The organism is Sphingomonas sp. HMP6 (genome assembly GCF_013374095.1).
GTDB lineage: Bacteria > Pseudomonadota > Alphaproteobacteria > Sphingomonadales > Sphingomonadaceae > Sphingomonas.
The window spans coordinates 554,828-576,810 of record NZ_AP022672.1 but is presented as its reverse complement, the minus strand read 5'-3'; the positions used below and the strand labels follow the sequence as shown (position 1 = coordinate 576,810).

The 21,983-nt window shown below is 62.9% G+C and carries 22 protein-coding genes; 16 read left to right on the top strand and 6 right to left on the bottom strand.

Annotation, left to right across the window (positions count from 1 at the left end; translation table 11 throughout):
* Positions 1-12: 12 nt before the first annotated feature.
* The 5 genes from HMP06_RS02985 to HMP06_RS02965 all read left to right on the top strand — a co-directional run bounded on the left by HMP06_RS02985 (position 13) and on the right by HMP06_RS02965 (position 4,613).
* On the top strand, positions 13-975 hold the full coding sequence (locus tag HMP06_RS02985) for a CsgG/HfaB family protein (RefSeq protein ID WP_176495763.1): 963 nt from the start codon (positions 13-15) through the stop codon (positions 973-975).
* A gap of 88 nt (positions 976-1,063) precedes the next feature.
* Positions 1,064-2,164: a hypothetical protein gene (locus tag HMP06_RS02980; protein WP_176495762.1), complete on the top strand. Its 1,101-nt coding sequence runs from the start codon at positions 1,064-1,066 to the stop codon at positions 2,162-2,164.
* Between the two features lie 268 nt (positions 2,165-2,432).
* Complete coding sequence (locus tag HMP06_RS02975) at positions 2,433-3,083, top strand: hypothetical protein (protein ID WP_176495761.1); 651 nt, start codon at positions 2,433-2,435, stop codon at positions 3,081-3,083.
* 4 nt (positions 3,084-3,087) lie between these two features.
* Positions 3,088-3,651, top strand: a complete 564-nt coding sequence (locus tag HMP06_RS02970; RefSeq protein ID WP_176495760.1) for a hypothetical protein — start codon at positions 3,088-3,090, stop codon at positions 3,649-3,651.
* Positions 3,648-4,613, top strand: a complete 966-nt coding sequence (locus tag HMP06_RS02965; protein WP_176495759.1) for a hypothetical protein — start codon at positions 3,648-3,650, stop codon at positions 4,611-4,613. Before HMP06_RS02970 ends, HMP06_RS02965 begins: the two co-directional genes overlap by 4 nt.
* Here the strand turns inward: HMP06_RS02965 and HMP06_RS02960 are convergent.
* On the bottom strand, positions 4,610-4,888 hold the full coding sequence (locus tag HMP06_RS02960; RefSeq protein ID WP_176495758.1) for a PqqD family protein: 279 nt from the start codon (positions 4,886-4,888) through the stop codon (positions 4,610-4,612). The two genes, HMP06_RS02965 and HMP06_RS02960, sit on opposite strands and share 4 nt — an antisense overlap.
* Before the next feature lie 235 nt (positions 4,889-5,123).
* On the opposite strand from HMP06_RS02960, the gene HMP06_RS02955 reads away from it, so the two are divergent.
* From HMP06_RS02955 to HMP06_RS02945, 3 genes are all read left to right on the top strand, one after another.
* Complete coding sequence (locus tag HMP06_RS02955; protein ID WP_176495757.1) at positions 5,124-5,261, top strand: hypothetical protein; 138 nt, start codon at positions 5,124-5,126, stop codon at positions 5,259-5,261.
* A gap of 57 nt (positions 5,262-5,318) precedes the next feature.
* Positions 5,319-7,247: an asparagine synthetase B family protein gene (locus tag HMP06_RS02950; protein WP_176495756.1), complete on the top strand. Its 1,929-nt coding sequence runs from the start codon at positions 5,319-5,321 to the stop codon at positions 7,245-7,247.
* Between the two features lie 352 nt (positions 7,248-7,599).
* A complete protein-coding gene (locus HMP06_RS02945; RefSeq protein ID WP_176495755.1) occupies positions 7,600-8,424 on the top strand; it encodes a helix-turn-helix domain-containing protein in 825 nt (274 codons plus the stop codon).
* On the opposite strand, the gene HMP06_RS02940 is transcribed toward HMP06_RS02945, so the two are convergent.
* Together HMP06_RS02940 and HMP06_RS02935 are read right to left on the bottom strand one after the other, a co-directional pair.
* Positions 8,421-9,395, bottom strand: coding sequence for a polysaccharide deacetylase family protein (locus tag HMP06_RS02940; protein ID WP_176498335.1), 975 nt, complete (start codon positions 9,393-9,395; stop codon positions 8,421-8,423). The genes HMP06_RS02945 and HMP06_RS02940 overlap by 4 nt on opposite strands.
* 74 nt (positions 9,396-9,469) lie before the next feature.
* Positions 9,470-11,326 (bottom strand): sensor histidine kinase, encoded by a 1,857-nt coding sequence (locus tag HMP06_RS02935; protein ID WP_176495754.1) that lies wholly within the window; start codon positions 11,324-11,326, stop codon positions 9,470-9,472.
* A 173-nt stretch (positions 11,327-11,499) separates the two neighbouring features.
* Between HMP06_RS02935 and HMP06_RS02930 the strand changes: the two genes are divergently transcribed.
* The gene (locus tag HMP06_RS02930; RefSeq protein WP_176495753.1) at positions 11,500-11,967 is read left to right on the top strand and encodes an Lrp/AsnC family transcriptional regulator; all 468 of its coding nucleotides are present in this window, start codon (positions 11,500-11,502) and stop codon (positions 11,965-11,967) included.
* Between the two features lie 53 nt (positions 11,968-12,020).
* On the opposite strand, the gene HMP06_RS02925 is transcribed toward HMP06_RS02930, so the two are convergent.
* A complete protein-coding gene (locus tag HMP06_RS02925) occupies positions 12,021-13,304 on the bottom strand; it encodes a hypothetical protein (RefSeq protein ID WP_176495752.1) in 1,284 nt (427 codons plus the stop codon).
* A gap of 229 nt (positions 13,305-13,533) precedes the next feature.
* Here HMP06_RS02925 and yaaA point away from each other — a divergent pair, with 229 nt between their 5' ends.
* The 4 genes from yaaA to HMP06_RS02905 all read left to right on the top strand — a co-directional run bounded on the left by yaaA (position 13,534) and on the right by HMP06_RS02905 (position 18,194).
* A complete protein-coding gene (gene yaaA / locus HMP06_RS02920) occupies positions 13,534-14,286 on the top strand; it encodes a peroxide stress protein YaaA (protein ID WP_176495751.1) in 753 nt (250 codons plus the stop codon).
* Entirely contained in the window at positions 14,283-14,981 is a 699-nt protein-coding gene (locus tag HMP06_RS02915; protein ID WP_176495750.1) for an SDR family NAD(P)-dependent oxidoreductase, read from the top strand. The genes yaaA and HMP06_RS02915 overlap by 4 nt, the downstream gene beginning before the upstream one ends.
* A gap of 91 nt (positions 14,982-15,072) precedes the next feature.
* Positions 15,073-17,841: a DNA gyrase subunit A gene (gene gyrA / locus HMP06_RS02910; RefSeq protein ID WP_176495749.1), complete on the top strand. Its 2,769-nt coding sequence runs from the start codon at positions 15,073-15,075 to the stop codon at positions 17,839-17,841.
* Positions 17,838-18,194 (top strand): DUF952 domain-containing protein, encoded by a 357-nt coding sequence (locus HMP06_RS02905; RefSeq protein ID WP_176495748.1) that lies wholly within the window; start codon positions 17,838-17,840, stop codon positions 18,192-18,194. Before gyrA ends, HMP06_RS02905 begins: the two co-directional genes overlap by 4 nt.
* Before the next feature lie 3 nt (positions 18,195-18,197).
* Here HMP06_RS02905 and HMP06_RS02900 read toward each other — a convergent pair whose 3' ends face one another.
* Positions 18,198-18,629 (bottom strand): DUF488 domain-containing protein, encoded by a 432-nt coding sequence (locus tag HMP06_RS02900; RefSeq protein ID WP_176495747.1) that lies wholly within the window; start codon positions 18,627-18,629, stop codon positions 18,198-18,200.
* Positions 18,626-19,255: a lysoplasmalogenase family protein gene (locus tag HMP06_RS02895; protein ID WP_176495746.1), complete on the bottom strand. Its 630-nt coding sequence runs from the start codon at positions 19,253-19,255 to the stop codon at positions 18,626-18,628. Before HMP06_RS02895 ends, HMP06_RS02900 begins: the two co-directional genes overlap by 4 nt.
* 242 nt (positions 19,256-19,497) lie before the next feature.
* Between HMP06_RS02895 and HMP06_RS02890 the strand changes: the two genes are divergently transcribed.
* The 3 genes from HMP06_RS02890 (at position 19,498) to HMP06_RS02880 (ending at position 21,693) form a co-directional block, all read left to right on the top strand.
* Entirely contained in the window at positions 19,498-20,043 is a 546-nt protein-coding gene (locus tag HMP06_RS02890) for a GbsR/MarR family transcriptional regulator (RefSeq protein ID WP_176495745.1), read from the top strand.
* Between the two features lie 243 nt (positions 20,044-20,286).
* Positions 20,287-20,691: a hypothetical protein gene (locus HMP06_RS02885; RefSeq protein ID WP_176495744.1), complete on the top strand. Its 405-nt coding sequence runs from the start codon at positions 20,287-20,289 to the stop codon at positions 20,689-20,691.
* Between the two features lie 183 nt (positions 20,692-20,874).
* On the top strand, positions 20,875-21,693 hold the full coding sequence (locus HMP06_RS02880; RefSeq protein ID WP_176495743.1) for a fatty acid desaturase family protein: 819 nt from the start codon (positions 20,875-20,877) through the stop codon (positions 21,691-21,693).
* Positions 21,694-21,983 lie beyond the last annotated feature (290 nt).

The following is a 21,983-nucleotide window of genomic DNA, read 5'->3' as shown; positions in this document are numbered from 1 at the left end:
CCGATGATGTTCATGCCTCACACTCCATCGAAGCTTTTGAGCTTGCTTGCCGTGGCGACCACGATGACCGGCTGCACTGCGACCAAACAGGCGTTTCGCATGTCCGGCGCGCCGCCCTCCCTCGCGCAGAGCACGCCATCGCAGCGCGAGCTTTTTACGGTGCCCGTGCCGGCCCAGCCGATCGCGATTGCGGTTTACGATTTCACCGACCAGACCGGCCAGCTCAAGCCATCGGACAATATCCAGAGCCTGTCTCGCGCCGTGACACAGGGCGGCGCAAGCATGTTGGTCCAGTCGCTGCGTGACGCGGGCAATGGGCGCTGGTTCACCGTGGTCGAGCGCGAGCGGCTCGATAATCTGCTGAAGGAACGGCAGATCATTCGCGAAATGCGGAACCGGTATCTGGGCGAGAAGGAAACCCCGGCCGAGATCCTACCCTCGCTCCTGTTTGCCGGCATCGTGCTCGAAGGCGGTATCATCGGGTACGACACCAACCTGAAAACGGGTGGTATCGGTGCGCGTTTTCTGGCGATCGGTGCGTCGACGCAATATCGCCAGAACAGCGTGACGATCTATCTCCGCGCCGTCAGCGTGAAGACCGGCGAAGTGCTCGCGAGCGTCGTGACGAACAAGACCATCGTCTCGGTGTCGCTCAACGCCAGCACGTTCAAATTCGTGACGTTCGACGAACTGCTCGAGGCAGAGGCCGGCGTCTCGGTCAACGAGCCGACGCAGATCGCCGTCCGGTCGGCGATCGAGAAGGCCGTGTACGCCTTGATCATGGAAGGGGCGCAGGACGGCCCGCGTCGGCTGTGGAGTTTCTCGGACGGCGCGGCCGGTTCTGTCGCACTCGCCCGATATGCGGCGGAGAAAGCGCGATCGGGCGCGCTGACACGCGTAACTGTTTCTATGGCGCAGCCAGAGGAAAGTAAAAAATCAAGGAGGGCGAACGCAACACAGGGTTATGATAAATAAAGCAAAATAGCTGTTATATATTTAGAATATAGATTATCGGTTTCCGCACGTAGCTTCAATAAACCCCAATATTTTTAGGACATAATTCATGACTAAGTCTTTTCTTCGTAGCGCTTCGGTCATCGCATTGTCGGTGATGGCGACTGGCTTCTCCGCATCGGCAGTTGTCGCTGCAGGCAAGGCGCCAGCGACCTTGGTAGCGACCAACACCCAGACAACAACCCAGACCGGCAATAGCAATGCGATCACGATCAATCAGGTTGCCGGCACCAAGGAAGAGGCCAAGGTCCTTCAGAACGGCAATTCGAACACTGCCACGGTCACGCAGAGCGGTCAGGGCGATTTCGCCTTCTCGCAGGTCGTCGGTAACAGCAACACCGTCACGCAGACGTTTGGCGGTCAGGTCGGCGGAACGCTCACCAACAACAACAGCCAGGTCTATCAGTGCGTCACCGCTTCGTGCGACCCCGCCGCCACGGTAAAGCCGACCGGCAACACCGCGACGACCACGCTGACCGGCATCGACCTGGCCAGCTACATCGTGCAGGCCGGTAACAACAATACCGCGACGGTCGCATTGTCGGGCAACGGCGGCATCGGAACGGTCGCAAATGCGCAGATCGAGCAGTACACCGATTACAACACCGCCGAGGTCAACCAGAATGGCACTTCGGCAGGCCTGGTCAAGGTCATCCAGGGCGTCACGACGGCGGGTGCTACGCGCAACGTCGCGTACAGCGGTGCCTACACGGTGTCGACGGCTCCGGCTGCGCAGCTCGGAACGTCGCCCCTCGGCGCGAACAACAGCGCAACGGTGACGCAGGATGCCGCGGCCACCGACGGCGTCGTCAACATCTACCAGGGCGCTGACTTCAACCTTGCAACCGCGATCCAGCAGGGTTCGGACCAGTTCGTCGAAATCCGCCAGGATGGCGCGACCTCGGCGGACGCCTATGGCAATAACAACGCCAAGGTCACCCAGGAACTCGGCGGTACCGGCGCAGACGCGTTCGTTATCCAGAACGGCCAGTCGAACAAGGTCACCCTGACCCAGTCGGCGTCGAACGTAGCGGCGGATATCGCCCAGTTCGGCAATCTGAACAAGCTGACGCTGACCCAGGGCACGGCTGGCGCAACCGCGACGCTGACGCAAACCGGCAACTCGAACACGTTGACGATGAGCCAGTAAGTGTGGTCGGGCGACGTGCGATGCCCGTCGTCATGATCAACACAATTGCGAAGGGCGGCGCCATCAGCGCCGCCCCGAGCACCACGAAGGCCACGAAATGAAGTGCGGTTCTAACCTGGCAACGGTCGCTTTGACCCTCGTAGTCGGTTTGCTCGGGCTGAAGCCCGCCACTGCCGTTGCGCAGTCGGGGGGAAGCGCGAGTTGCTCGGGCGATGCCAATTCGGTCTGCGTCGCCCAGGTCGGCGATGGCAATCAGGCAACGATCGCGTTGAGCGGCGCGACCGCTGGCGGGGTCATCTCCGGCGCGGAAACCGGGAACTTAAGCGAGATCGGTTCGTCTAGATCAACCAGACCGATCAGCATTCCCAGCCAGATTGCCGGAACGGTATCGCAAAGCGGCAACAACAATCGGGTTTCGATCGCGGTGAGTGGGGACAATAATGCTTTCGCCGTTTCACAAAACGGCGATTCCAACAGCGCCAGCCAATCAATCGTCGGCGCAAACAACAGTTTGACGCTGCGGCAAGCCGACACCGGTTCGGGCGTTGGAAATAGTGCGGTCCAGATTCAGATGGGCAACGGCAACGCATCAGTTCTGGCGCAGACGGGATCGGGAAATTCCGCTCGGCTGATCCAATCCCACACTGCAGAGGCGATGCTTCTCGGTCTTGGCTCACCCGGTTCGGAGATCGATGTACCGCTCCGCGCAACGACGCTGGTCAGCGACTCCAACGTGATCGCACTCGATCAAACAGGGTCGAACAACCAGGCCGATCTTGGCCAGCAGGGCAGCGGCCACAGCATCGCCCTCCGTCAAAACGGCTACGCACAGATCCTGATCACGCAATCCGGTGTTGGCCGATCGATCTCGATCGATCAGCCCGTCGGTTCGGTCGGATTGCAGATCACGCAATATTAGTTCGATGCGTAAAGGCTGCGATCCATTGGTATCCCTTCTGAAGATTTTCACCGGCGTTTTTGTGGCTCTTGGCACGGCCGTCCTGACTTCGGTACAGGGGGCCAATGCACAGACCAGCGATGCGGCAACGGTGGTGCAGATTTCCGATCGGCCCGTGGCCGCGCCGCCCCTCATTACCTCGACTTCGCGTAAAGTCGTTCCCTCCCGCGTCGTGAGCCCGCAGGATTCCGCCCTTTCGCCCGCGCAAACTCAACAAATCGATCTCTGCCGGCCGGGCTTCGTACCGTCGCCGCAGTCCGGCAAGCGCCCGGCTTGTTCAAAAGTGCGCGCCGGAAGCGACGGTCTTTCCGAGACATCGTCGCCCTTCCCTGTAGATCTCACGGTCGACGATGCCAATCGGCAATCCTCCACGCGCCCTGCCGCCTCGGCACCAAATGCCGACGTGATCGCGAATCGCTTGCGGACGGGCGATGTGCAAACTTCCGCAGTCGCCGATTCGGTTGGGGTCGGATTACGAACCCCCGGTCAGTCCCCAAACCCCGAAGCCGCGCCGGTCGTCCCGCGATGACTTTTCTTGCGCGGCTGGCGCCCACTGTAGTGCCGATCGAACCGGCGGTTGAGCGCTTCGATTATGTCGTCTTCGGGCTCAGGGTACGATCCGAGATTCCGCTTCACGCGCTGACGCAAACAGCGATCGCGGCGCCCGATGTTGAAATTCGCATCGGATCCATTCCGAAACATCCAGGCGTCGAGCCGTTCGGGCTCTATGTCGGCGAAAATGGTGCGGTGCTGAACATTGCGGACGTCGGCCGTTTCCTGATCGCGAATGGCACCGAGATCGTCGTTGACGCAAACGACAGTACGTCGCCACGAAATGTCGAGCTGTTCCTGCTCGGGTCGGCATTCGCCGCGATCCTGCATTATCGCCACTTGCTGCCGCTGCACGCAAATGCGATCGAACTCGACGGTCGCGCGATCGCTTTCATGGGCCATTCCGGGGCGGGCAAATCCACGCTCGCGGCATGGTTCGCCGATCGCGGTTTCCGCATTTTGTCCGACGACGTCTGCGTGGTCAACTTCGATCCCGCCGGCATTGCCTATGCGAGCGCTGGAATTCCGCGCTTGCGTCTGTGGAAAGATGCGCTGAACGTCAAAGGCATCAGCGAAGATGGCCTGCTACGTTCATTCGATGGGCAAGACAAATTCGACCTCCCCATCCCATCTAATGCTGACAAAAATCCGATACGGATCGATGCACTTTATGTTCTGGGGCGGACCGATCACACGCAGATTTGCCCCATTATTGAGCCGGTTCTTGGGACTGACGCGGTCGAAGCGATCTCGGTCAATACATATCGAGGCGCGTACATCCCTATGATTGGGAATTCCTTTACGCACATCAAAAAATGCATTGCGCTTGCGAAGTGTGTCGATGTTCTAACGTTCAACCGTAGCTGGAACCACGCTTCTTTCGAGGATGATGCGTCATATCTCCTCAAGACCGCGCTTGCGAGAATTTCGAATATCTAGACGTTATCTAGAACGATGACATTCTCCACAACCAGATAATCTATGAGTTCGCCAACATCCTGCTTGCAGGTCGCCATATCGACTTCGAACTCGTCGCATAAACGGTCACATAGCGTTTGCATTGTGGTCGGAACCTCTACGATCTCCCAAATTCGCTGGGCGACCGTATTAAACATGTGAAATTTTGATGTACCCATGTGCAGCGCAATCAGCTCGTCGTTAAAATGGGTCTCCATCAAGTTATCTGACCGTGAAATTACCGTCCCTTCCAGCATTATTACTTTCCTGTTCTTGCTCGATATATTCAATACGAAATTTTTCTATACATAGCTCATATATAGCTCGTGAATCATAGCTGGCAGCCTCCCCGCTCGCAACCATAACGCCGGCAAAAAACATCATGCGTTGCAGCATATTAGGTAGACAGCAGGCTGCCGGCGCGCCATACTCGGTTCTCGTTTGTGGGCGTAAATTTGATTTGAGTTTTCGCTATTTTATTGGAGTATATTTATGACTCTTGAGACCATCGTAGTTTCCGACCAGGCCAAAACGCCATGGATCAAGCCCGTCGTACGCTCGGTGTCGGCTGGCTCGGCTGAAGCCGGCGGCGCGGTCAACCCGGACGGCCCGGGCACGCAGTCCTCGTAAAATACGGGTGCTTGTGCGGAATCGGCTTCTGCGCAGCAGCCTGTAACGACCCGGATTGTGAGTGCGATCGCCGGCATACTTGCGGACAGGCCAGATGAGTCGTTTCGGCTCTGTGGTCAAATGCTTGTTTCCCAACGCATTTACGGCCCAGATCAGGAATCGGTCGGAAGTCTCGGAAACGCGACTTTCGGCCGTTCCCTTTTTCGTCTTCTATGTGAAGATGCCTTTGATCGTCAGCCGGTCATCGGTTGCGACGAGACGGCCATGTTGGTGGCCGACCTTCGGATCGACAATCGCGATGAGGTAATCGCGCGGGCCGGAAACGCGGCGGAAGCGCGGACGTGGAGCGATTCGCGCGTGCTGATGCAGGCGTATGAGATGTGGGGCATTGGATTGCTCGATCACGTCGTCGGCGATTTCGCATTCGCTATCTGGGACCGGCGCCTCAATCACCTCTACCTCGGACGCGACCCGACCGGGCAGCGACCGCTTCATTATCGATATGCTTCGAACCGGCTGGATTTCGCATCCATGCCGGTCGGCCTGCTGGCGAGTAGGCCCGATTGGCCGCTGGTCAATGCCTCAAAAATTGGCGAGTTCGTGGGCAACAGGCCGACGTCGCGTTCATCCAGTTACTTCGAGAATGTCTTCAAGGTTCCACCCGGGCATTATGTCGCGTTTTCCGACGGCGTCCTGACAACACGGCAATATTGGAAACCGCGGCCCGAACTGCTTCGTCTTAACCGAGACGAGGATTATGTGGCCGCCTTTCACGAGCAACTTGAGCGATCCGTAAAGGCGCGGCTGCGTGACGCTGGCCCGGTCGTCGGTACCCAACTGAGCTCGGGGCGGGACAGCAGCGCGGTGACGGCAATCACCGCCCGCCTGCTCGCGCCAGCAGGAGCGCGCGTTCTCGCGGCAACCGGCGCACCCAGGGTCGGATTCACCGGCAGGGCACCGCACCGAAAGGTGCTGGATGAGAGTAGCATCGCCGCCGAAACCGCGCGGATGCATTCCAACATCGATCATCTGATCGTTCGGCCGGAGCGCTCTTTCGACTTCAACGACTATACGCAACTTTGGGATTACTATCAGGAGCCGTTTTTCAACGCTTGCAACTTTCCCTGGCTCGCCGGCATCAACACGAAGTTCGCCGAGGCGGGCGTTACGGTGTGCTTGACCGGCGATTTGGGGAATTTGACGATCACCGCGGGTGGGTTCGCCACCCTGCCCGATTTTCTGTGGCAAAAATCCTATCGAGCGTGGCTACGCGAGTTCCGGATCTTGAGTGTCGAAGGCAAGATGCGACGGCGGGGCGCCCTCGCGGTGTCGGCGGGCGGATATGTGCCGCGCGCCTTGTGGGGGTTGCTCGCCAAAGCGACGGGTCGCAGCCAGGCCGCTGCGCTACCGCTGGTGCGTAAAGACTGGCAACCGACCGATGGCGGCGGATTCAACGTGCCGCGGCCGCCGCGAAACACCTACCAGGATCGGATCGAAACGATCCTGAACACCAGTATTGGCAGCTTCCGGAAGGGTAATCTCGCGCAATTCGGGATCGATGAGCGCGATCCGACATCGGATCGACGCGTGATCGAATTCTGCTTGTCGTTGCCGGCGGATCAATTGTTGAAGGACGGTGTCGAACGACCGCTCTTTGCCAGGGCGATGGCCGGCCTTGTCGCGCCCGACGTTATCGCGGGCCAACAGCGGGGTTTACAGGCGGCGGATTGGTACGACAGCTACACGCGGTACGGCTTGCAGGACTATGTTTCCTCGATTTCCGCAAACCCGCGCGTGGCGGCGATCGTCGATGTGGAAGCACTCGAAGCGCTGACCGCGTCGTGGCCGGAAACAGCCATAGGCTCGCCGGACGACGTTGCAGCCTTTCGCGTTCCTTTGATGCGCACGTTGTCTGCGGCATATTTCATTCAGGCATCGGATGACGCAGCGCTGAGCCGACTGTCTGATGAAGCGGCAATATTATAGCGGTACTTGTTGACGTCTTGGTAAGCTCGGACACACCGACCGACGCGATTCGCGTAATCCGCATTGCCGCCAGAATGAACCAATGCGGGACTCTGTGCCGTCTCCAATACAACTTATAGCCGATTGATTTTGCAGCGCAAACGGCGGATGGTTCATCTGGCGTTAAGCATTTCACACAGTCTTCGCGCGCATTTCTTATCCACCGTGTTGCGTATGGCGATTAACGAAAATGATTGAGAGTGGTAGTCACAGGCCCGGCGTATTTGCGCGGGACTTTGGCCTTCCTGACCATACCGCCCTACGCTACGAACAGCCCGCGCCTGCACTCCGCGAGCTCCTGCCGAGCTATGCCGTGCTTGATTCCGAGGAAGGCTTTGCGCACACCGACGAGAGCTGGATGCTGCCCAGTTGGGCGATGATCTGGATCATCCTGGCGGAGGCGCCAATCTCGGTCAGCGTCGGCAATCGCCGCTATCCCAAGCTATCGACGGCGATCCTGTACGGCGTCACCAGCCGCGCCATGCCGGTGATATCGAACGGCGGCGTCACGATCGCGATCGATATCAGCCCGCTCGGTTGGGCCCGATTCTTCCGCGAGAGCGCGGAGACGCTGCGCGACCGCATCACGCCGTTGGAGGAGGTATTGCCGGCCGAACTCGTCGAGGAGCTCGTTCACCGGCTTTATTATTCGGATCGCGCGTTGGAGGTAAAGGGGATCCTCGACGACATTTTCACGCGCGCGCTGCCCCCGGAGCATCGCGACGAGCCTTTGATTGCAGACATCATGAAGATCGTGACGGCAAAAGGGACGACGGATTTGCGGGCCGCCGCGACGCAAATCGGCATTCAGCCGCTGAAATTGCGTCGGCTGTCGCAACGCTATTTCGGATTCCCGCCGAAGATCCTGCTGATGCGAGCGCGGTTCCTGCGGGTCTTTCTCGAAATGATGATCAGTCCTGACCATGCGCATGAGGCGGTGCTGACCAGCGTGTATTTTGATCGTTCGCATTTCCTCCGGGATGCGAAACGCTTTCTCGGCATGACGCCACGCCAGTTTATGGACATGAACGTCGAGTATCTGACCGCAGCGCTGCGGGCACGCCGACTGGTGCTTGGCGTGCCGACGCCCTCGCTGGATGTGTCGCCACCTGCCGCGGACATCTTAGAAACGCGCTAAACCGGCCTTCCGCCCGACCCGGAGCTTCGCGCCGCCGTGATGATCTCCTCCAGCGACGCCACGCGCACGCCGCGCCGCGCGAGGTCGCTCAGCACCGCATCCCACCACGCGTGGAAGCGCCGCAGGTCGGCGGCGTCGCGGACATAAGGCGTGAAGCCCGGCGCGACCGACGGCGAATGAAAGGCGAAGTTGAGCAGCCGTAGCCCCTCCCCCACCGCGACCGCGACGGCTTCCAGCGCGTCCTTCACGGGCATATCCTCCGGCGTCAGCGCCACGCGCGAGAGCAGTCCGGCCCGCGCAAACAGCCCCCGCCCCTTCGGCACCGCGCCAAGCAGCCGGTAGAGCCTTGTACCGCCGGCCCGCGCGCGCCCGGTATGCACCGTGGTCAGCGGAACTTCGATCATCGACCCGACCCGGAAAGCGTGGTTCCCGATTCCGCCGAAATCCGGCCCGCCATCCTGCACGTAACTATACCGCGACCGCATCGAACTATCGAGCCGATAGCCGCGCGCAGCCAGCAATCGCAGCGTGTTAGGCCCAATGCCGTACCGCCCAGCGCGATACGCGACCGGGCGTGTACCAAAGGCGGTCGCGATCGCATCGGTCAGTGCATCGATCTTCGCCGCCTCGGTCGCCTCGGGCAAGTTTCCGGCATAACTGTTGGCAGGGTTGAGCGCTTCATCGAACGGCGGGTTGACCCAGGGGTGCAATTGCGTGCCGACCGCCGACACGCCGTCGGCCAGATTGGCCCGAAGAATGTCGATTGCACGGGCGTCGGTCGCGATCGGATAATCGACCATATAGGTCAGCGGCACGCCGCGATCGGCAAAGCGGCGGTGCGCATCAGGCAAAGCGGCGATCGCGGATACGCCGTGTGTCTCACGCCCGAGCGGCGCGTCCCAGTCGAATTCCTCCTCGGTATCGACGAACACGGTGAAACGCGTACCGAAGTCGCGCGGCCAGTCGATCATATCGGCGGACGCGGGCGCAGGCGGGCAATAGCGCTCGACCGGTGCGGAGGAGGATGGCGCGACGACGGCCACGGTCAGTTAGAAGAAGCCTGCTCCATCTCGGCAGAGAAGGCGGCGGGCAGGCGCAAAGTCAAGACCTTGTCGCCGATCGTCAGGCTACCACGCAATTCCGCCGCGAGGTTGCGCGCCAGCCGCAGCGCGAAACCCGTGCCAAGCAACGGCGCGCCCTCGCGCTCCAATTCGACCTCGGCATCGATCGTCAGCAGCGTTTCTTCGGCATAGGCCGCAAGCGCAGCAGGCCGGTCGAACACGAGCGTTACACTAACATCGTCTCCGCACGCGGAAACGCCGAGCCGCTCGCCCGCGCTGCCCGACGCGACCAGCGTCGCCATCAACCGCGCGATCAGTCGCTCGACCGCGCGGTCATCGCCAAGGATCGCCAGGGCATCGTCGCTGATCCGGCGCTCAAGCGAGGCGCCGCGCAGCGTCGCGAGCGGGGTGAGATCGGCGAGAATCCGGTCAATCAAGGGCGTTACCGGAACATCCCCGGTCCGCAGGTCGAGCGCGTGCGTCTCGATCCGCGCGGCCATGTCGATATCGTCGATCGCGGCAAGTAAGCCGCTCGTCTGCATCCGGATCGCGGAAGCGTGCGCGCGGTATGCCGCCGGGACGGGCCCGAGCATTTGCGTTTCGATCATCTCGGCAAAGCCAGCGATCGCATTGGTCGGGGTGCGCAATTCATGGACCAGTTGGCGCAAGGCATCCGCGGCGGGATTGCGCGTTTCGCGCACCGGCTCGGCGGTCTCGTCCGCACGCGGGCGGCGCGCTGTGCCACGATAGCCGGTAAAGCGCCCGCTCGCGCGGTCGAACACCGGAATGCCGGTGATGCGCCACTGGCCGGCGGCATCCGAATGCCCATCGATCAGCAGCCGGGCATTGGCGAACCCAGCGCGGCGCCGAAAGGCCCCCGCCGCCACGCCATCGACGCGCGACCCGCCCGGCGTTGCCGCCAGATCGAGCGACAGCCCGATCAACGGCGCCCGCGCCGCGCCCTCGACCCAGCGAATGATGCCGTTCGCATCGGTTTCAAATCGGAACGACTCTGCCTGATGCGGCTCCCGCGCGAACAATTCCGGCTGGATCTCAAGGATCGGCGCAGCGGTCGGGGTCGCTTCACGCTGGCGCTGATACGCATCGATCCGGGCGACCAGTTCGGCGATCTGGAACGTCCCGTCGCTGGAATCGGGCCTGGTGGTCGAAACTGGGGGAACCGGCGGTGCGAGCACGGGGCGTTCAGCCTGACGCAGCGCCTCGGCGACCACCGGCAAGCCCGCCGCTACCGCCGCAATCGACACGAACGGTGAGACCGGCGCGATCGTCTCGGGAAGCTCGATCGCAGGCAAGGGCTCCGGGATTACCGTCGCAATCGGGGCGACCACATCCTTTGCAATGGCCTCTGCCGCAGGACCGGCTGCCGTCGGCGGAAGCGCCTGTGGGGCGGCCAGCACGAAATCCACGCTTCCGAACGTTTCGAGCGCGCGCCCGACTTCGAGCGAAAGATCACGCCGATGGCGCAGGATCGACCGCGCCGCCGGCGTCAGGCGCGGCAACAAGGTGCGCCATTCGGCGTCTGAAAGATTGGCCGCGCGCAGGACCGGTGCCGCGACCACCAGTTCATCTTCGGCGAACACCGCGACGAGATCCGCCGGCGGGGTAGCAAAGGCGAGCGCGCGTGCGCTGGCGGCGCGGACCGGTGGCGGAACGTCGCCGCGAATCGCGCGTAGCCGCCGGATCGCCGCGTCGTTCGCCGGCACGCGCCCGCGACCCATCAGATCGACCAACTGCCGCCATGTAGATTGCGCGCCGAACGGCGACGACGTTTCTGCCGAAAGAACCGTTTCAAGGCTGTCGTCGAAGCGCAAGAGGCTCATTCCCGGTCCGGTCGCGAAAGCGCCGTAACGATTTCTTAACTGCGCGGGACACGACTTGAAACCCCAAGTTTTTGATGCGTCGCAATGTGGGACAATTGCGTTCGTCGGCAATTATCTTATGCTCAGGCGATATAGGGCGATGCAAAACACGCGCGCCTGGGGAGCGGACTGAAATGCCTTTCGATTCGATCGATCGTCGTATCCTGGAATTGCTCCAGGATGATGGCCGTATGACCAACGTCGATCTCGCGGAACGGGTCGGGCTGACCGCGCCGCCGTGCCTACGCCGCGTCCGCGCGTTGGAGGAAGCTGGCGCGATCCGTGGGTATCATGCTGAAATCGATGCGGCGACGCTGGGGTATCCGATCACGGTGTTCGCGATGGTCAGCTTGCGCAGCCAGGCGGAGCATGATCTCGCCGCCTTCGAGGCACATGTCGCGACCATTCCGGAAGTCCGCGAATGCCACATGTTAAATGGCGAGATCGACTTCATCCTGAAGATCGTCGCAAGCGACCTGAAGAGCTTTCAGGACATTTTGATGACGCACCTGACGCCAGCCCCCAACGTCGCGAGCGTCAAGACCTCGCTGACGATCCGCACCGCAAAGGCGCTGCCCGGCATTCCGATCCGCAACCCCTGAACATGAAAAGGGCGGCCCGAAAGCCGCCCTTCCCTAGTCCGATCCAGCGAGGATCAGGCGGCAGTCGGCGGCGTGGTCACGAACACCGTCCACAACCGCGCGATCGCCTTGTTCGGCTCATTGGTCACGCGGGCAAGCGCCACCTTCGCGCCTTCGCGATCGCCCGACAGGGCAAGCGCCATGCCGAGACGCAGATTGTTGCGGTCGGCATCGGGCGCGCCCTTCGTTTCGCACAGGCGGTACATTTCGATCGCCTTGGCATAGTTGCGCACACCGAGATACGCGTCACCGGCCTGCTGCGCGAGATCACCCTTTGCCCCGGCCAGTGCATTCTTTTCCTTCACCGCCAGCGGCGAGCTGCCCGCGATGCCGGTCTTGGCGCGCGCCAGCAATTCGTTGCCGGTCACGTTCCCGGCCGGGATCGTGCCCGACGAGAGGCCTTCCTCGACCACGGTCTTGGCTTCGTTGGGAAGCCCGATCGTCAGCGCGGCATCGGCGTAATCGATATATTCGCGCTGACCGGCCTGGCTCTTCGTTGCCCACAGCAGGCGATAGAGGTCGATCTTGTTCTTGCTGTACTTGACCGCCGCGGCACCCTGGAAACCGAAGGTGTAGATCGCGCCGCGCCAGTTGGCGGGCGTGCCATAATCCGTCAGCCACGCCGCAGTCCAGGTGTCGGTGCCTTCCTGGTCGCCGGCCTTGCCGAGGCGCGTGAAGGCGTATTTGTACCATTCCTCCGGTGCCTTGCGACCCGCTGCCTTCTCCGCGGCAATCGCGGTGCCGATCTCGGCCACGCCGCCTTTCACGTCGCCGGTCTCGACCTTGGCTTGCGCAATCTGCAGCGAAAGATTGGCATCGGTCGCGCCGAGTTGGCGCGCGCGCTGCAAATACGTCAGGGCGTCGGGATACTTCTTCATTGCATAGGCAAGACCGCCACGCTCGAGGTAGCGACGTCCGATCTCTTCCTTCGGCGTTGCCGGATTGGCGATGATCGCGTCGAGAATCGGAATCAGCAGCGGAACGCGTTGTGCGTCGGACTGGCCCTTGGTCTGTGCATTGACCAGCGATAGGCGCAGGCCCTGCGACAGATATCGCTCGTAATCGCTCTTCGCCACGGTATCGAGCGTGTTGAGCGCGGTTTCTGCACCCGCGATATCCTTTGGTGTCGCGGCGAGCGCGGTCTGAGCAGCGACGGCTGCAGCACGCGCCTCCTTCGACAGGGATGGCGCTGCCGGGGCCTCTTCCTTCTTCTTGGCGATCGCCGGGGCAACGAACGCAGCACCGTTCAGTCCGACGATCAGGGCGGCGGACAAGGCAAATTTTGAAACCATCTTCATTGCGAACTCTCCTCATACGGCGCGGCGCGCGCGGCGAATTGCTGGCGCCGCTCTAGCGCCGCCGCTTGGACCGTCAAGCAACCGCGTTGCCGACCCTGACGTGAACGCCGCTTGAACCCATCGGCTCCCGCCGCACCTGCGCGCAAGGCCTCACCGCACCCGCGCAAAGCTTTGACGCAGGCGCGCAAAGCTTTGACGCAGCCGCGCCAGCCGCCTAACCGGCTCGGTGATGATCGCCTTGCTCTCCCCCGCCAAGACGCTCGATTACGAGCGCCCGCTCCCCGCTATCGCAGCGACCGTGCCGCGCTTCGCCGACACCGCCGACGCGCTCGCCAAATCGGCGGCGAACCTGACGCAGAAACGCTTGAGTACGCTGATGCACATTTCGCCCGCGCTGGCGAAGCTCAACGCCGATCGCTTCGCCGGATTCGCCGATGCCCTTGCCCGCCCGGCGCTCTTTGCCTTCGCCGGAGACGTCTATACCGGGTTCGAGGCGCGAACGCTGGACGAACCCGCGATCGCGTTCGCGCAGGATCATGTTCGGATGCTCTCCGGGCTCTATGGTCTGCTCCGCCCGCTCGACGCGATGAAGCCGTATCGGCTCGAGATGGGCACACGCTGGGCACCGCGCCGCAAGAGCCTTTACGAATTCTGGGGCGACCGCATCGCCGCCGCCGTGCGCGCCGATGTTGCCGCCGACGGGTCGGGTGCGGTGCTCAACCTCGCCAGCCAGGAATATTTCGCCGCCGTCCTCGGCAAACTGGACGGCGTTCGCGTGATCGACGTCGATTTCCGCGAACCCGGCCCCGACGGGCCGCGCTTCGTCAGTTTTAACGCCAAGCGCGCGCGCGGAATGATGGCGCGCTGGCTATGCGAACATCGGATCACCGATATCGAGGATATGAAGGGCTTCGACAGCGACGGCTATCGCTTCGACGCGGCCGAGAGCGAGCCTGATCGCTGGCGGTTCACGCGGGCATGACCGGCTCTGCGGTCATCATCGGCGCTTCGGGCGGAATCGGCGCGGCGTTTGTCGCCGCGCTGGAGGAAGAAGGCGCCTACGACGTCGTCCACGGTTTCGCGCGGAGTTGGAGCGGCACGCGCCATATCGACCTCACCGACGAAGCCAGCATCGCCGCCGCCGCCGCCGAGGTCGCCAAAGGCCCGCCGCCGACACTGGTGATCGTCGCGACCGGTTTGCTCCACGATGCAGAGCGCGGCCCGGAAAAGGCGATGCGCGAACTCGATCCCGCCTGGCTCGCCCGCAACTTCGCGATCAACGCAATCGGGCCGGCGCTCATCGCCAAGCATTTCCTGCCGCTCGGTACCAAAGGCAAGCCCGCCGTGTTCGCGGTGCTCTCCGCCCGTGTGGGGAGCATCTCCGACAATAAGCTCGGCGGATGGTACGGCTATCGCGCGTCAAAGGCGGCGCTGAACCAACTCGTCCGCACGCTCGCGATCGAGGAAAAGCGCCGCAACGACCGCAGCATCGTCGTCGCGCTCCACCCCGGCACGGTCGACACCGCGCTGTCGAAGCCGTTTCAGGGGAATGTCCAGCCCGGCCGCCTGTTCGACGCCGAGCGTGCGGCGCTGCAATTGCTCGACGTGATCGAGGGTCTGAAGGTCCCCGACAGCGGCAAGCTGTTCGATTTCGAGGGCAAGGAAGTGCCGTTTTAGCGTGCGCTTGCAATGCGCGTGGGGCTGGCATTCGCGCCCGCGCTCGGCTAGGGTTGTCGCATTCCCGTAACACAGCCGAAGGCACCGCAAATTGACCGACGAGATCGTGCTCGCCGACCCTTCCGATATTGCTCCCATCTCGATCGTCGACGAGATGAAGTCGAGCTATCTCGACTATGCGATGAGCGTCATCGTCGCGCGCGCACTGCCCGATGTCCGTGACGGCCTGAAGCCCGTCCACCGCCGCATCCTGTGGTCGGCGTCGGAAAGCGGTTTCCTCTACAACCGTCCGTACCGCAAATGCGCCCGCATCGTCGGTGACACGATGGGTAAATACCATCCGCACGGCGACAGCTCGATCTACGAAGCCTTGGTTCGCATGAGCCAGGACTGGTCGATGCGCGTGCCGCTGATCGACGGCCAGGGCAATTTCGGCTCGATGGACCCCGATAAAGCCGCCGCGATGCGCTATACCGAGGCGCGTCTCGCCAAGGTCGCAGGGTCGCTGCTCGAGGATATCGACAAGGATACGGTCGATTTCATCCCCAATTACGACGGGTCGGAGCGCGAGCCCGCCGTCCTGCCCGCGCGTTTCCCCAATTTGCTCGTCAATGGCGCTGGCGGCATCGCCGTCGGCATGGCGACCAACATCCCGCCGCACAATCTCGGCGAAGTGATCGACGCGACGCTCGCGATCATCGATTCGCGCACCGGCGCGCGTGAAGTGCCGAGCGACGAGGAACTGCTCGAAATCGTCCCTGGTCCCGATTTCCCGACCGGCGCGATCATCCTGGGCAAGGCGGGCGCACGCTCGGCTTATGAAACCGGGCGCGGCTCGATCATTATCCGCTCGCGCTACGTCGTCGAGGAAGGCCGCGGCGATCGGCGTTCGATCGTGCTCACAGAAATCCCGTTCCAGACCGGCAAAAACGGCCTGGTCGAAAAGATCGCCGAAGCCGCCAAGGACAAGCGCATCGAAGGCGTCAGCGACATTCGCGACGAATCGAGCCGTCTCGGCGTGCGCATCGTGATCGATCTGAAGCGCGACGCGACCCCCGAAGTCGTGCTCAACCAGCTTTGGCGGCACACCCCGGCGCAATCGTCCTTCCCGGCGAATATGCTGGCGATTCGCGGCGGACGCCCCGAATTGCTCAACCTGCGCGACATCATCACCGCGTTCGTCGTCTTCCGCGAGGAAGTGATCACGCGGCGTTCGAAGTTCGAACTCGCCAAGGCACGCGAGCGGGCGCATTTGTTGCTCGGCCTCGTCATCGCGGTCACCAATCTCGACGAAGTCGTCCGCATGATCCGCGGCTCGTCCAGCCCAGCGGCAGCGCGCGAAGCGCTGATCTCGCGCGAATGGCCGGTCGCCGAGATCGCGCCCTACATCAAACTCGTCGAGGCGGTCGAAGCCGAGGTCACTGGCGACACGTACCGCCTGTCCGAACTGCAAGTCCGCGCGATCCTCGATCTGCGCCTCCATCGCCTTACCGCGCTCGGGCGCGACGAGATTGGCAACGAGTTGCAGGGGCTGGCCGATTCGATCTCCGAACTGCTCGCCATCCTCGGCGACCGCGCCAAACTGTACGCCGTGATGCGCGACGAACTCGTCGCGGTGCGCAAGGAATTCGCAACCCCGCGCAAAACCGACATCGCCGCCGCCGCCGACGGCATCGACGACGAAGATCTGATCGAGCGCGAGGACATGGTCGTCACCGTGACGATGCAGGGCTATATCAAGCGCACCACGCTCGACACCTTCCGCTCGCAAGCGCGCGGCGGTAAGGGCCGCGCCGGCATGGCGACCAAGGATGCGGATGCGGTCACCAATCTGTTCGTGACGAGCACGCACACGCCGGTGCTGTTCTTCTCGACGCTCGGCAAAGTGTACCGAATGAAGGTCTGGAAGCTGCCCGAGGGCGGTGCCGCGACGCGCGGCCGGCCGATGATCAATCTGCTGCCGCTGGCCGAGGGCGAGACGATCTCGACCGTGCTTGCGCTCCCCGAGGACGAGGCCGAATGGGCCAAGCTCCACGTTATGTTCGCGACCGCGGGCGGCAGCGTGCGGCGCAATTCTATGGACGCCTTCACCAACGTCCCCACCGCCGGCAAGATCGCGATGAAGTTCGAAGGGATCGACGAGGACGATCGCCTGATCGGCGTTGCCTTGCTGAGCTCCGACGACGACGTGCTGCTCGCCACCCGCGCGGGCAAGGCGATCCGCTTCGCCGCCGACGAAGTCCGCGAATTCCAGAGCCGCAATTCGACCGGCGTGCGCGGGATGTTGCTCAAGGGCGACGATGCCGTGATCTCGCTCTCGATCCTCCACCGCGTCGGCGCGACGCCGGAAGAGCGCGAGGATTATCTCCGCTTCGCTCCGTGGAAGGAGCGGGAGGGCGAGCCGAACATGGATCCGGCGCGCTACCAGGAGTTGATGGAGCGCGAGCAGTTCATCCTCACGGTCTGCGCGAACGGCTATGGCAAACTGTCCTCGGCCTATGACTATCGCCGCACCGGTCGCGGTGGCCAGGGCATCACCAACATCGACAACATTCCGCGTAACGGCCCCGTCGTCGCAAGCTTCGCCGCGACCAAGGGCCATCAACTGATGCTGGTAACCGATCAGGCGAAGGTGATCCGCACGACGCTCGGTTCGATGCGCGTCATCGGGCGCAATTCGGCGGGCGTGAAGCTGTTTGACGTGGGCAAGAACGAGCATGTCGTCTCGGCCGCACGGATCGAGGAAGCCGAAGGCGAGGCCGAGGCCGACGTCCGCGACCTGACTGCGGTCGAGCTCGCACCCGACGACACCGCCGATACAAGCGATGACAGTGCGGCCGGCCCGGAAAACGGCGAATGACCGACTTTCCCACCACCGCCTACAAAGTGCTGACCGCCGACCAGATGGTGACGCTGGAACACGACGCCAGTTTCGCCGGCGCGGCGATCGATCTTGCTGATGGCTACATCCACCTGTCGACTGCCGAACAATTGACTGAAACGGTCGACAAGCATTTCGCCGGACAGAGTGACTTGCATGTAGTGGCGATCGATCTCGGGTCGTTCGGCGCGGGCCTGAAATGGGAGGAATCGCGCGGCGGACAGCTCTTCCCACACCTCTATGGCGGGCCGCTCCTGCTGGAGACGGTGATCGCCTATGGGCCGCTCGAACGCGATGCCGACGGCATGGTGAAACTGCCCGTCGCTGGGTAAGCGCTACACATACAGATCCACAACCTCCGCCCCCTGCCCCTCCGCCGCCAGCAACAGCGTGCGGTGGCAATGTCGCGGGTCACGCTCATAGCATAGCAAGGCGCTCGGCAGCTCCGCCGCCAAGGCCAGCATCTGCGCCGCCTGCGCCTGCGCTTCGGGCAGTTCGAGCTGGTCGGCATAGACCGCCTCGAGCGTCTCCACATCGCCCTTCTTTGCGGCGTCCCGCCCGCGCTTGGGCGTGCCGAGCGCCTTCAGATGCACATAGCCGATCCCCGCCGCGGCCAGCGATGCCGCGAGCGATGTCTTCGAAAACCCCGGGCGCCGTGACAGCGGCAACGCTCGCACGTCGATCACGCGCTGCACCCCCGCCCGCGTCAGCGCGGCGAGGAAATCGGCCATCGTGGCCGCTTCATACCCGATCGTGAAAATCTTCATCGCGCGCGCTCGCTCGTCACCACCCCGACCGCGATCATCGCCTGTCCGGCCAGGTATAACGGCCAGACAAGCAGATCGGGCACGATCGATCCGGCCAGCGGCCCCATCCGCGCGAAGATCAGCAAATCGGACAGCGCGAACAACACCGCCCCCGCCCCGACCTGACTGCGCGGGAAGCGGCTGATCCACGCCGTCGCCGCCATCGCGCCGAGCGCCAGCGCATAGAGCAGCACGCCCGGGCTGCCCGACACAGCATAAGCCGTCAGCGGCACGCCGAGCATCAGCAGAATCGCCGGCGTCGTCCCATCGCGCGCCGTGCGGCGGTTGCTCCAATACAGGGCAGTCGCGAGCACATGCCCGATCAGAAACGCCACCGCTCCGACCGTCAGCCCCGACGTCTCCAGCAACACATCGCCCAACGCGCCGAACGCGAGAACGAGCGCGATCCACCGTCCAGCGGTCGTCGGCGCGGACACGAACGCCCACACCGCGAGCAATGCGACGCCCGCCCCCTTCCACGCCGCCAGCACCGCTCCGGCGGGCAGGATATGGCTCGCCGCCCAATAGCTGAGGCCAGCGACCAAGGCGGCGAGGAACAGAGCGGGGTTGGGTATGCGGTGGGTCATAGCGATGGGATGTCCCAAGCAGCGCAGCACGGCAAGTGCTCCATCCCCAACGCTCCACCCCGGCGCGCTCCACCCCGGCGAAGGCCGGGGCCCAGTAGCGAAACGTCGGGAAAGACGCGCTGCGCTCTCTCCCTGAAACCTGCGTAACTGGGCCCCGGCCTCCGCCGGGGTGGATTACCCAACGAGAATTGACTCCCCCACAAATCCTGTTATTTCTGTTTTTACAGAAATTGGAGTATCCGGTGACCTTGCTCGACCATCCCGACGCCAAAGCCTTCATCCTCCACTGGGGCGAGATGGGCACGCATTGGGGCGTCAACCGCTCGGTCGCGCAAGTCCATGCGTTGCTCTATCTCTCCGAAAAGCCGGTCGATGCCGAGGCGATCGTCGAGGCGCTCGGACTCGCCCGCTCCAACGTCTCGACCGCGCTCAAGGAGTTGCAGGGCTACGGCATCGTCCGCCGCGTCCATGTCGAGGGCGACCGGCGCGACCATTTCGTCGCCGAGGGCGATCTGTGGGAAATGCTCATGCGCATCGTCGCCGAGCGCAAACGCCGCGAGATCGACCCGACCATCGCGCTCTTGGCCGAACTGTCCGAGCGGCTCAAGGCCGATCCCGCCGCCCCCGCCTATCTGCGCGACCGCGTGGTGCGGATGCACGAATTCCTCGCCACGCTCGGCACCTGGTACGAACAGGTCAAGGTGCTCCCCAAATCCACGCTCGTCACGCTGATGAAGCTGGGCGGCAAGGTCGCGCGCTTCATCCCCGGCGGGAAACAAAAGGGCTGAACCGATGCAACGCGCCCCTCCTCCACCTTATGACATCGCGCTGTAACTTTGACGCAGCCCTAACCCCGTTCGGGCTGAGCCTGTCGAAGCCCTGCTCGCCACAAGCTAGGCCGTACGTGTGGCGCGCTGCCCTTCGACAGGCTCAGGGCGAACGGAATATGGTGCGGCATAGTATTGGTACCACGCTCAAGCCACGCCGCTCTATTTCAGTTTTTACAGAAACAACAGTCACAGGAGTTTATCATGGTCGAGACCGCCTACCTCCTCTATCTCGCAATCACCCTCGCCATCACGATCTGGGTCGCGCGCACGCTGTCGAAGAATGGCGTGGTGTTCCTCATCCAATGCTTCGGCCAGAATGAGACGCTGGCCAGGTCCACCAACCATTTGCTCGTGGTCGGCTTCTACCTCGTCAATATCGGCTTCATCACGCTGACGCTCAGCCTCGGCAACGAACCGACCACGCTCACCGGTGCGATGCGCTTCCTCAGCAGCAAGGTCGGCCTCGCGGTGCTCGTGCTCGGCGCGATGCACTTCTTCAACATGGGCGCGATCGCGCGCTTCGGCCGCAAGGTCAGCGGCTGGCTCGAAACCCGCCCGCTCGCCGCCGCACACAGCACCCGCACCGACGAGCGGATCACGCGGTGAGCTTGAGCAATTTGTGAACTGGCCAATCCCCATGCCCCGTTCGCCCTGAGCCTGTCGAAGGGCCCGTGCCACGAGCGACTGGCCCGATCGAGGCATACTGTGCTTCGACAGGCTCAGCACGAACGGGGTGAGGTGAGCCGGTGGAATCACAAACCGCTCTGAACATAACAGGGAGTGCAGATCATGGGCATGCAGACCGTCGCAACCTACCGCCACCGCCTCGGCACAGTGGAATGGCGCGATCTTGTCGGGATGCGCCCGCGCGACGGGCTGGTCGAATGCCTCCACCCGCTGCCGTGGCTGGCGGCGAGCTGGGGCCTCGCGGCGATGGGGCTATGGCCGCTCGCCGCGGCGGCGTCCTTCATGCTCTTCCTGACAGCACTTCGGCTCAATCACGAGGCGATCCACGGCAATCTCGGCTTCACCAGGCGCACGCACCGGATCGTGATGCACGCACTCAGCGCGGTCATGCTCGGCTCGAACAACGCCGTCGCCTTCAACCATTTGCGCCACCACCGCCACCTCGGCACGGTGGAGGACACCGAAGGCGCGTGCGGCCGCATGACCTTCTGGCAAGTCCTGCGCGAAGGCCCGCGCTTCCCCTTACGCAACCACGCCGATGCGTGGCGGCACGGCACGCCCGCCTTGCGCCGCCGGATGCGGATCGATTTCGCGCTCAACCTCGCCGTCATCGCCGCCGCGCTCATCACGCTGCACCCGGTCCTGCTCTACCACGTCGCCGCGATGCTGGTCGCGCAGTGCCTCACCGCTCTGTTCGCCGTCTGGATCACCCACCACGATTGCGCCGAGGACGACATCGCCCGCACACAGCGCTCCACCCTGGTCAATGTCGCGACCTACAACATGTTCCTTCACCTCGAACATCATCTCTATCCAGCGGTGCCGGTCCGGCGGCTAGGCATCCTCGCCCACCGCATCGCCGATGCCGCGCCAGAGGTGGCCGCGCAGGAGCGGCTGGTGTTTCCGGAGGTGTGGCGGTGAGGAAGGGGTGAGCGGAGAACTGGACGGGGCCGGCTCCGCTCACTTGCGGACGCTACAGCAAGCTCGTCAGCCCTCCCACCATCTTATCCTCATTTCCTCAGCGCGCCCCTGACGCCCCTCCATCTTTGCGATGTATCGCAGCTTTATATGCCATGCCTGATCAACTGTCAGTTTAATCACACCACAATGGCGCAGGCTGCATGCTCGTGGGTGAGAACCATCGATAAGCGATATACCCCAAATCTCGTCGCCGTCTTGATCAACACTGACGCAAAGACACGGATGGTAGG

Bases quoted from the DNA above. Each gene is read 5' to 3' on its own strand.
- HMP06_RS02940 (WP_176498335.1), bottom strand. From the start codon at position 9,395: ATGATCGACTGGCCGCGCGACTTCGGTACGCGTTTCACCGTGTTCGTC.
- HMP06_RS02925 (WP_176495752.1), bottom strand. From the start codon at position 13,304: ATGAAGATGGTTTCAAAATTTGCCTTGTCCGCCGCCCTGATCGTCGGA.
- yaaA (WP_176495751.1), top strand. From the start codon at position 13,534: ATGATCGCCTTGCTCTCCCCCGCCAAGACGCTCGATTACGAGCGCCCG.
- HMP06_RS02960 (WP_176495758.1), bottom strand. From the start codon at position 4,888: ATGCTGGAAGGGACGGTAATTTCACGGTCAGATAACTTGATGGAGACC.
- HMP06_RS02905 (WP_176495748.1), top strand. From the start codon at position 17,838: ATGACCGACTTTCCCACCACCGCCTACAAAGTGCTGACCGCCGACCAG.
- HMP06_RS02955 (WP_176495757.1), top strand. From the start codon at position 5,124: ATGACTCTTGAGACCATCGTAGTTTCCGACCAGGCCAAAACGCCATGG.
- HMP06_RS02970 (WP_176495760.1), top strand. From the start codon at position 3,088: ATGCGTAAAGGCTGCGATCCATTGGTATCCCTTCTGAAGATTTTCACC.
- HMP06_RS02900 (WP_176495747.1), bottom strand. From the start codon at position 18,629: ATGAAGATTTTCACGATCGGGTATGAAGCGGCCACGATGGCCGATTTC.
- HMP06_RS02965 (WP_176495759.1), top strand. From the start codon at position 3,648: ATGACTTTTCTTGCGCGGCTGGCGCCCACTGTAGTGCCGATCGAACCG.
- HMP06_RS02980 (WP_176495762.1), top strand. From the start codon at position 1,064: ATGACTAAGTCTTTTCTTCGTAGCGCTTCGGTCATCGCATTGTCGGTG.
- HMP06_RS02985 (WP_176495763.1), top strand. From the start codon at position 13: ATGCCTCACACTCCATCGAAGCTTTTGAGCTTGCTTGCCGTGGCGACC.
- HMP06_RS02880 (WP_176495743.1), top strand. From the start codon at position 20,875: ATGGGCATGCAGACCGTCGCAACCTACCGCCACCGCCTCGGCACAGTG.
- HMP06_RS02885 (WP_176495744.1), top strand. From the start codon at position 20,287: ATGGTCGAGACCGCCTACCTCCTCTATCTCGCAATCACCCTCGCCATC.
- HMP06_RS02915 (WP_176495750.1), top strand. From the start codon at position 14,283: ATGACCGGCTCTGCGGTCATCATCGGCGCTTCGGGCGGAATCGGCGCG.
- HMP06_RS02930 (WP_176495753.1), top strand. From the start codon at position 11,500: ATGCCTTTCGATTCGATCGATCGTCGTATCCTGGAATTGCTCCAGGAT.
- HMP06_RS02935 (WP_176495754.1), bottom strand. From the start codon at position 11,326: ATGAGCCTCTTGCGCTTCGACGACAGCCTTGAAACGGTTCTTTCGGCA.
- HMP06_RS02895 (WP_176495746.1), bottom strand. From the start codon at position 19,255: ATGACCCACCGCATACCCAACCCCGCTCTGTTCCTCGCCGCCTTGGTC.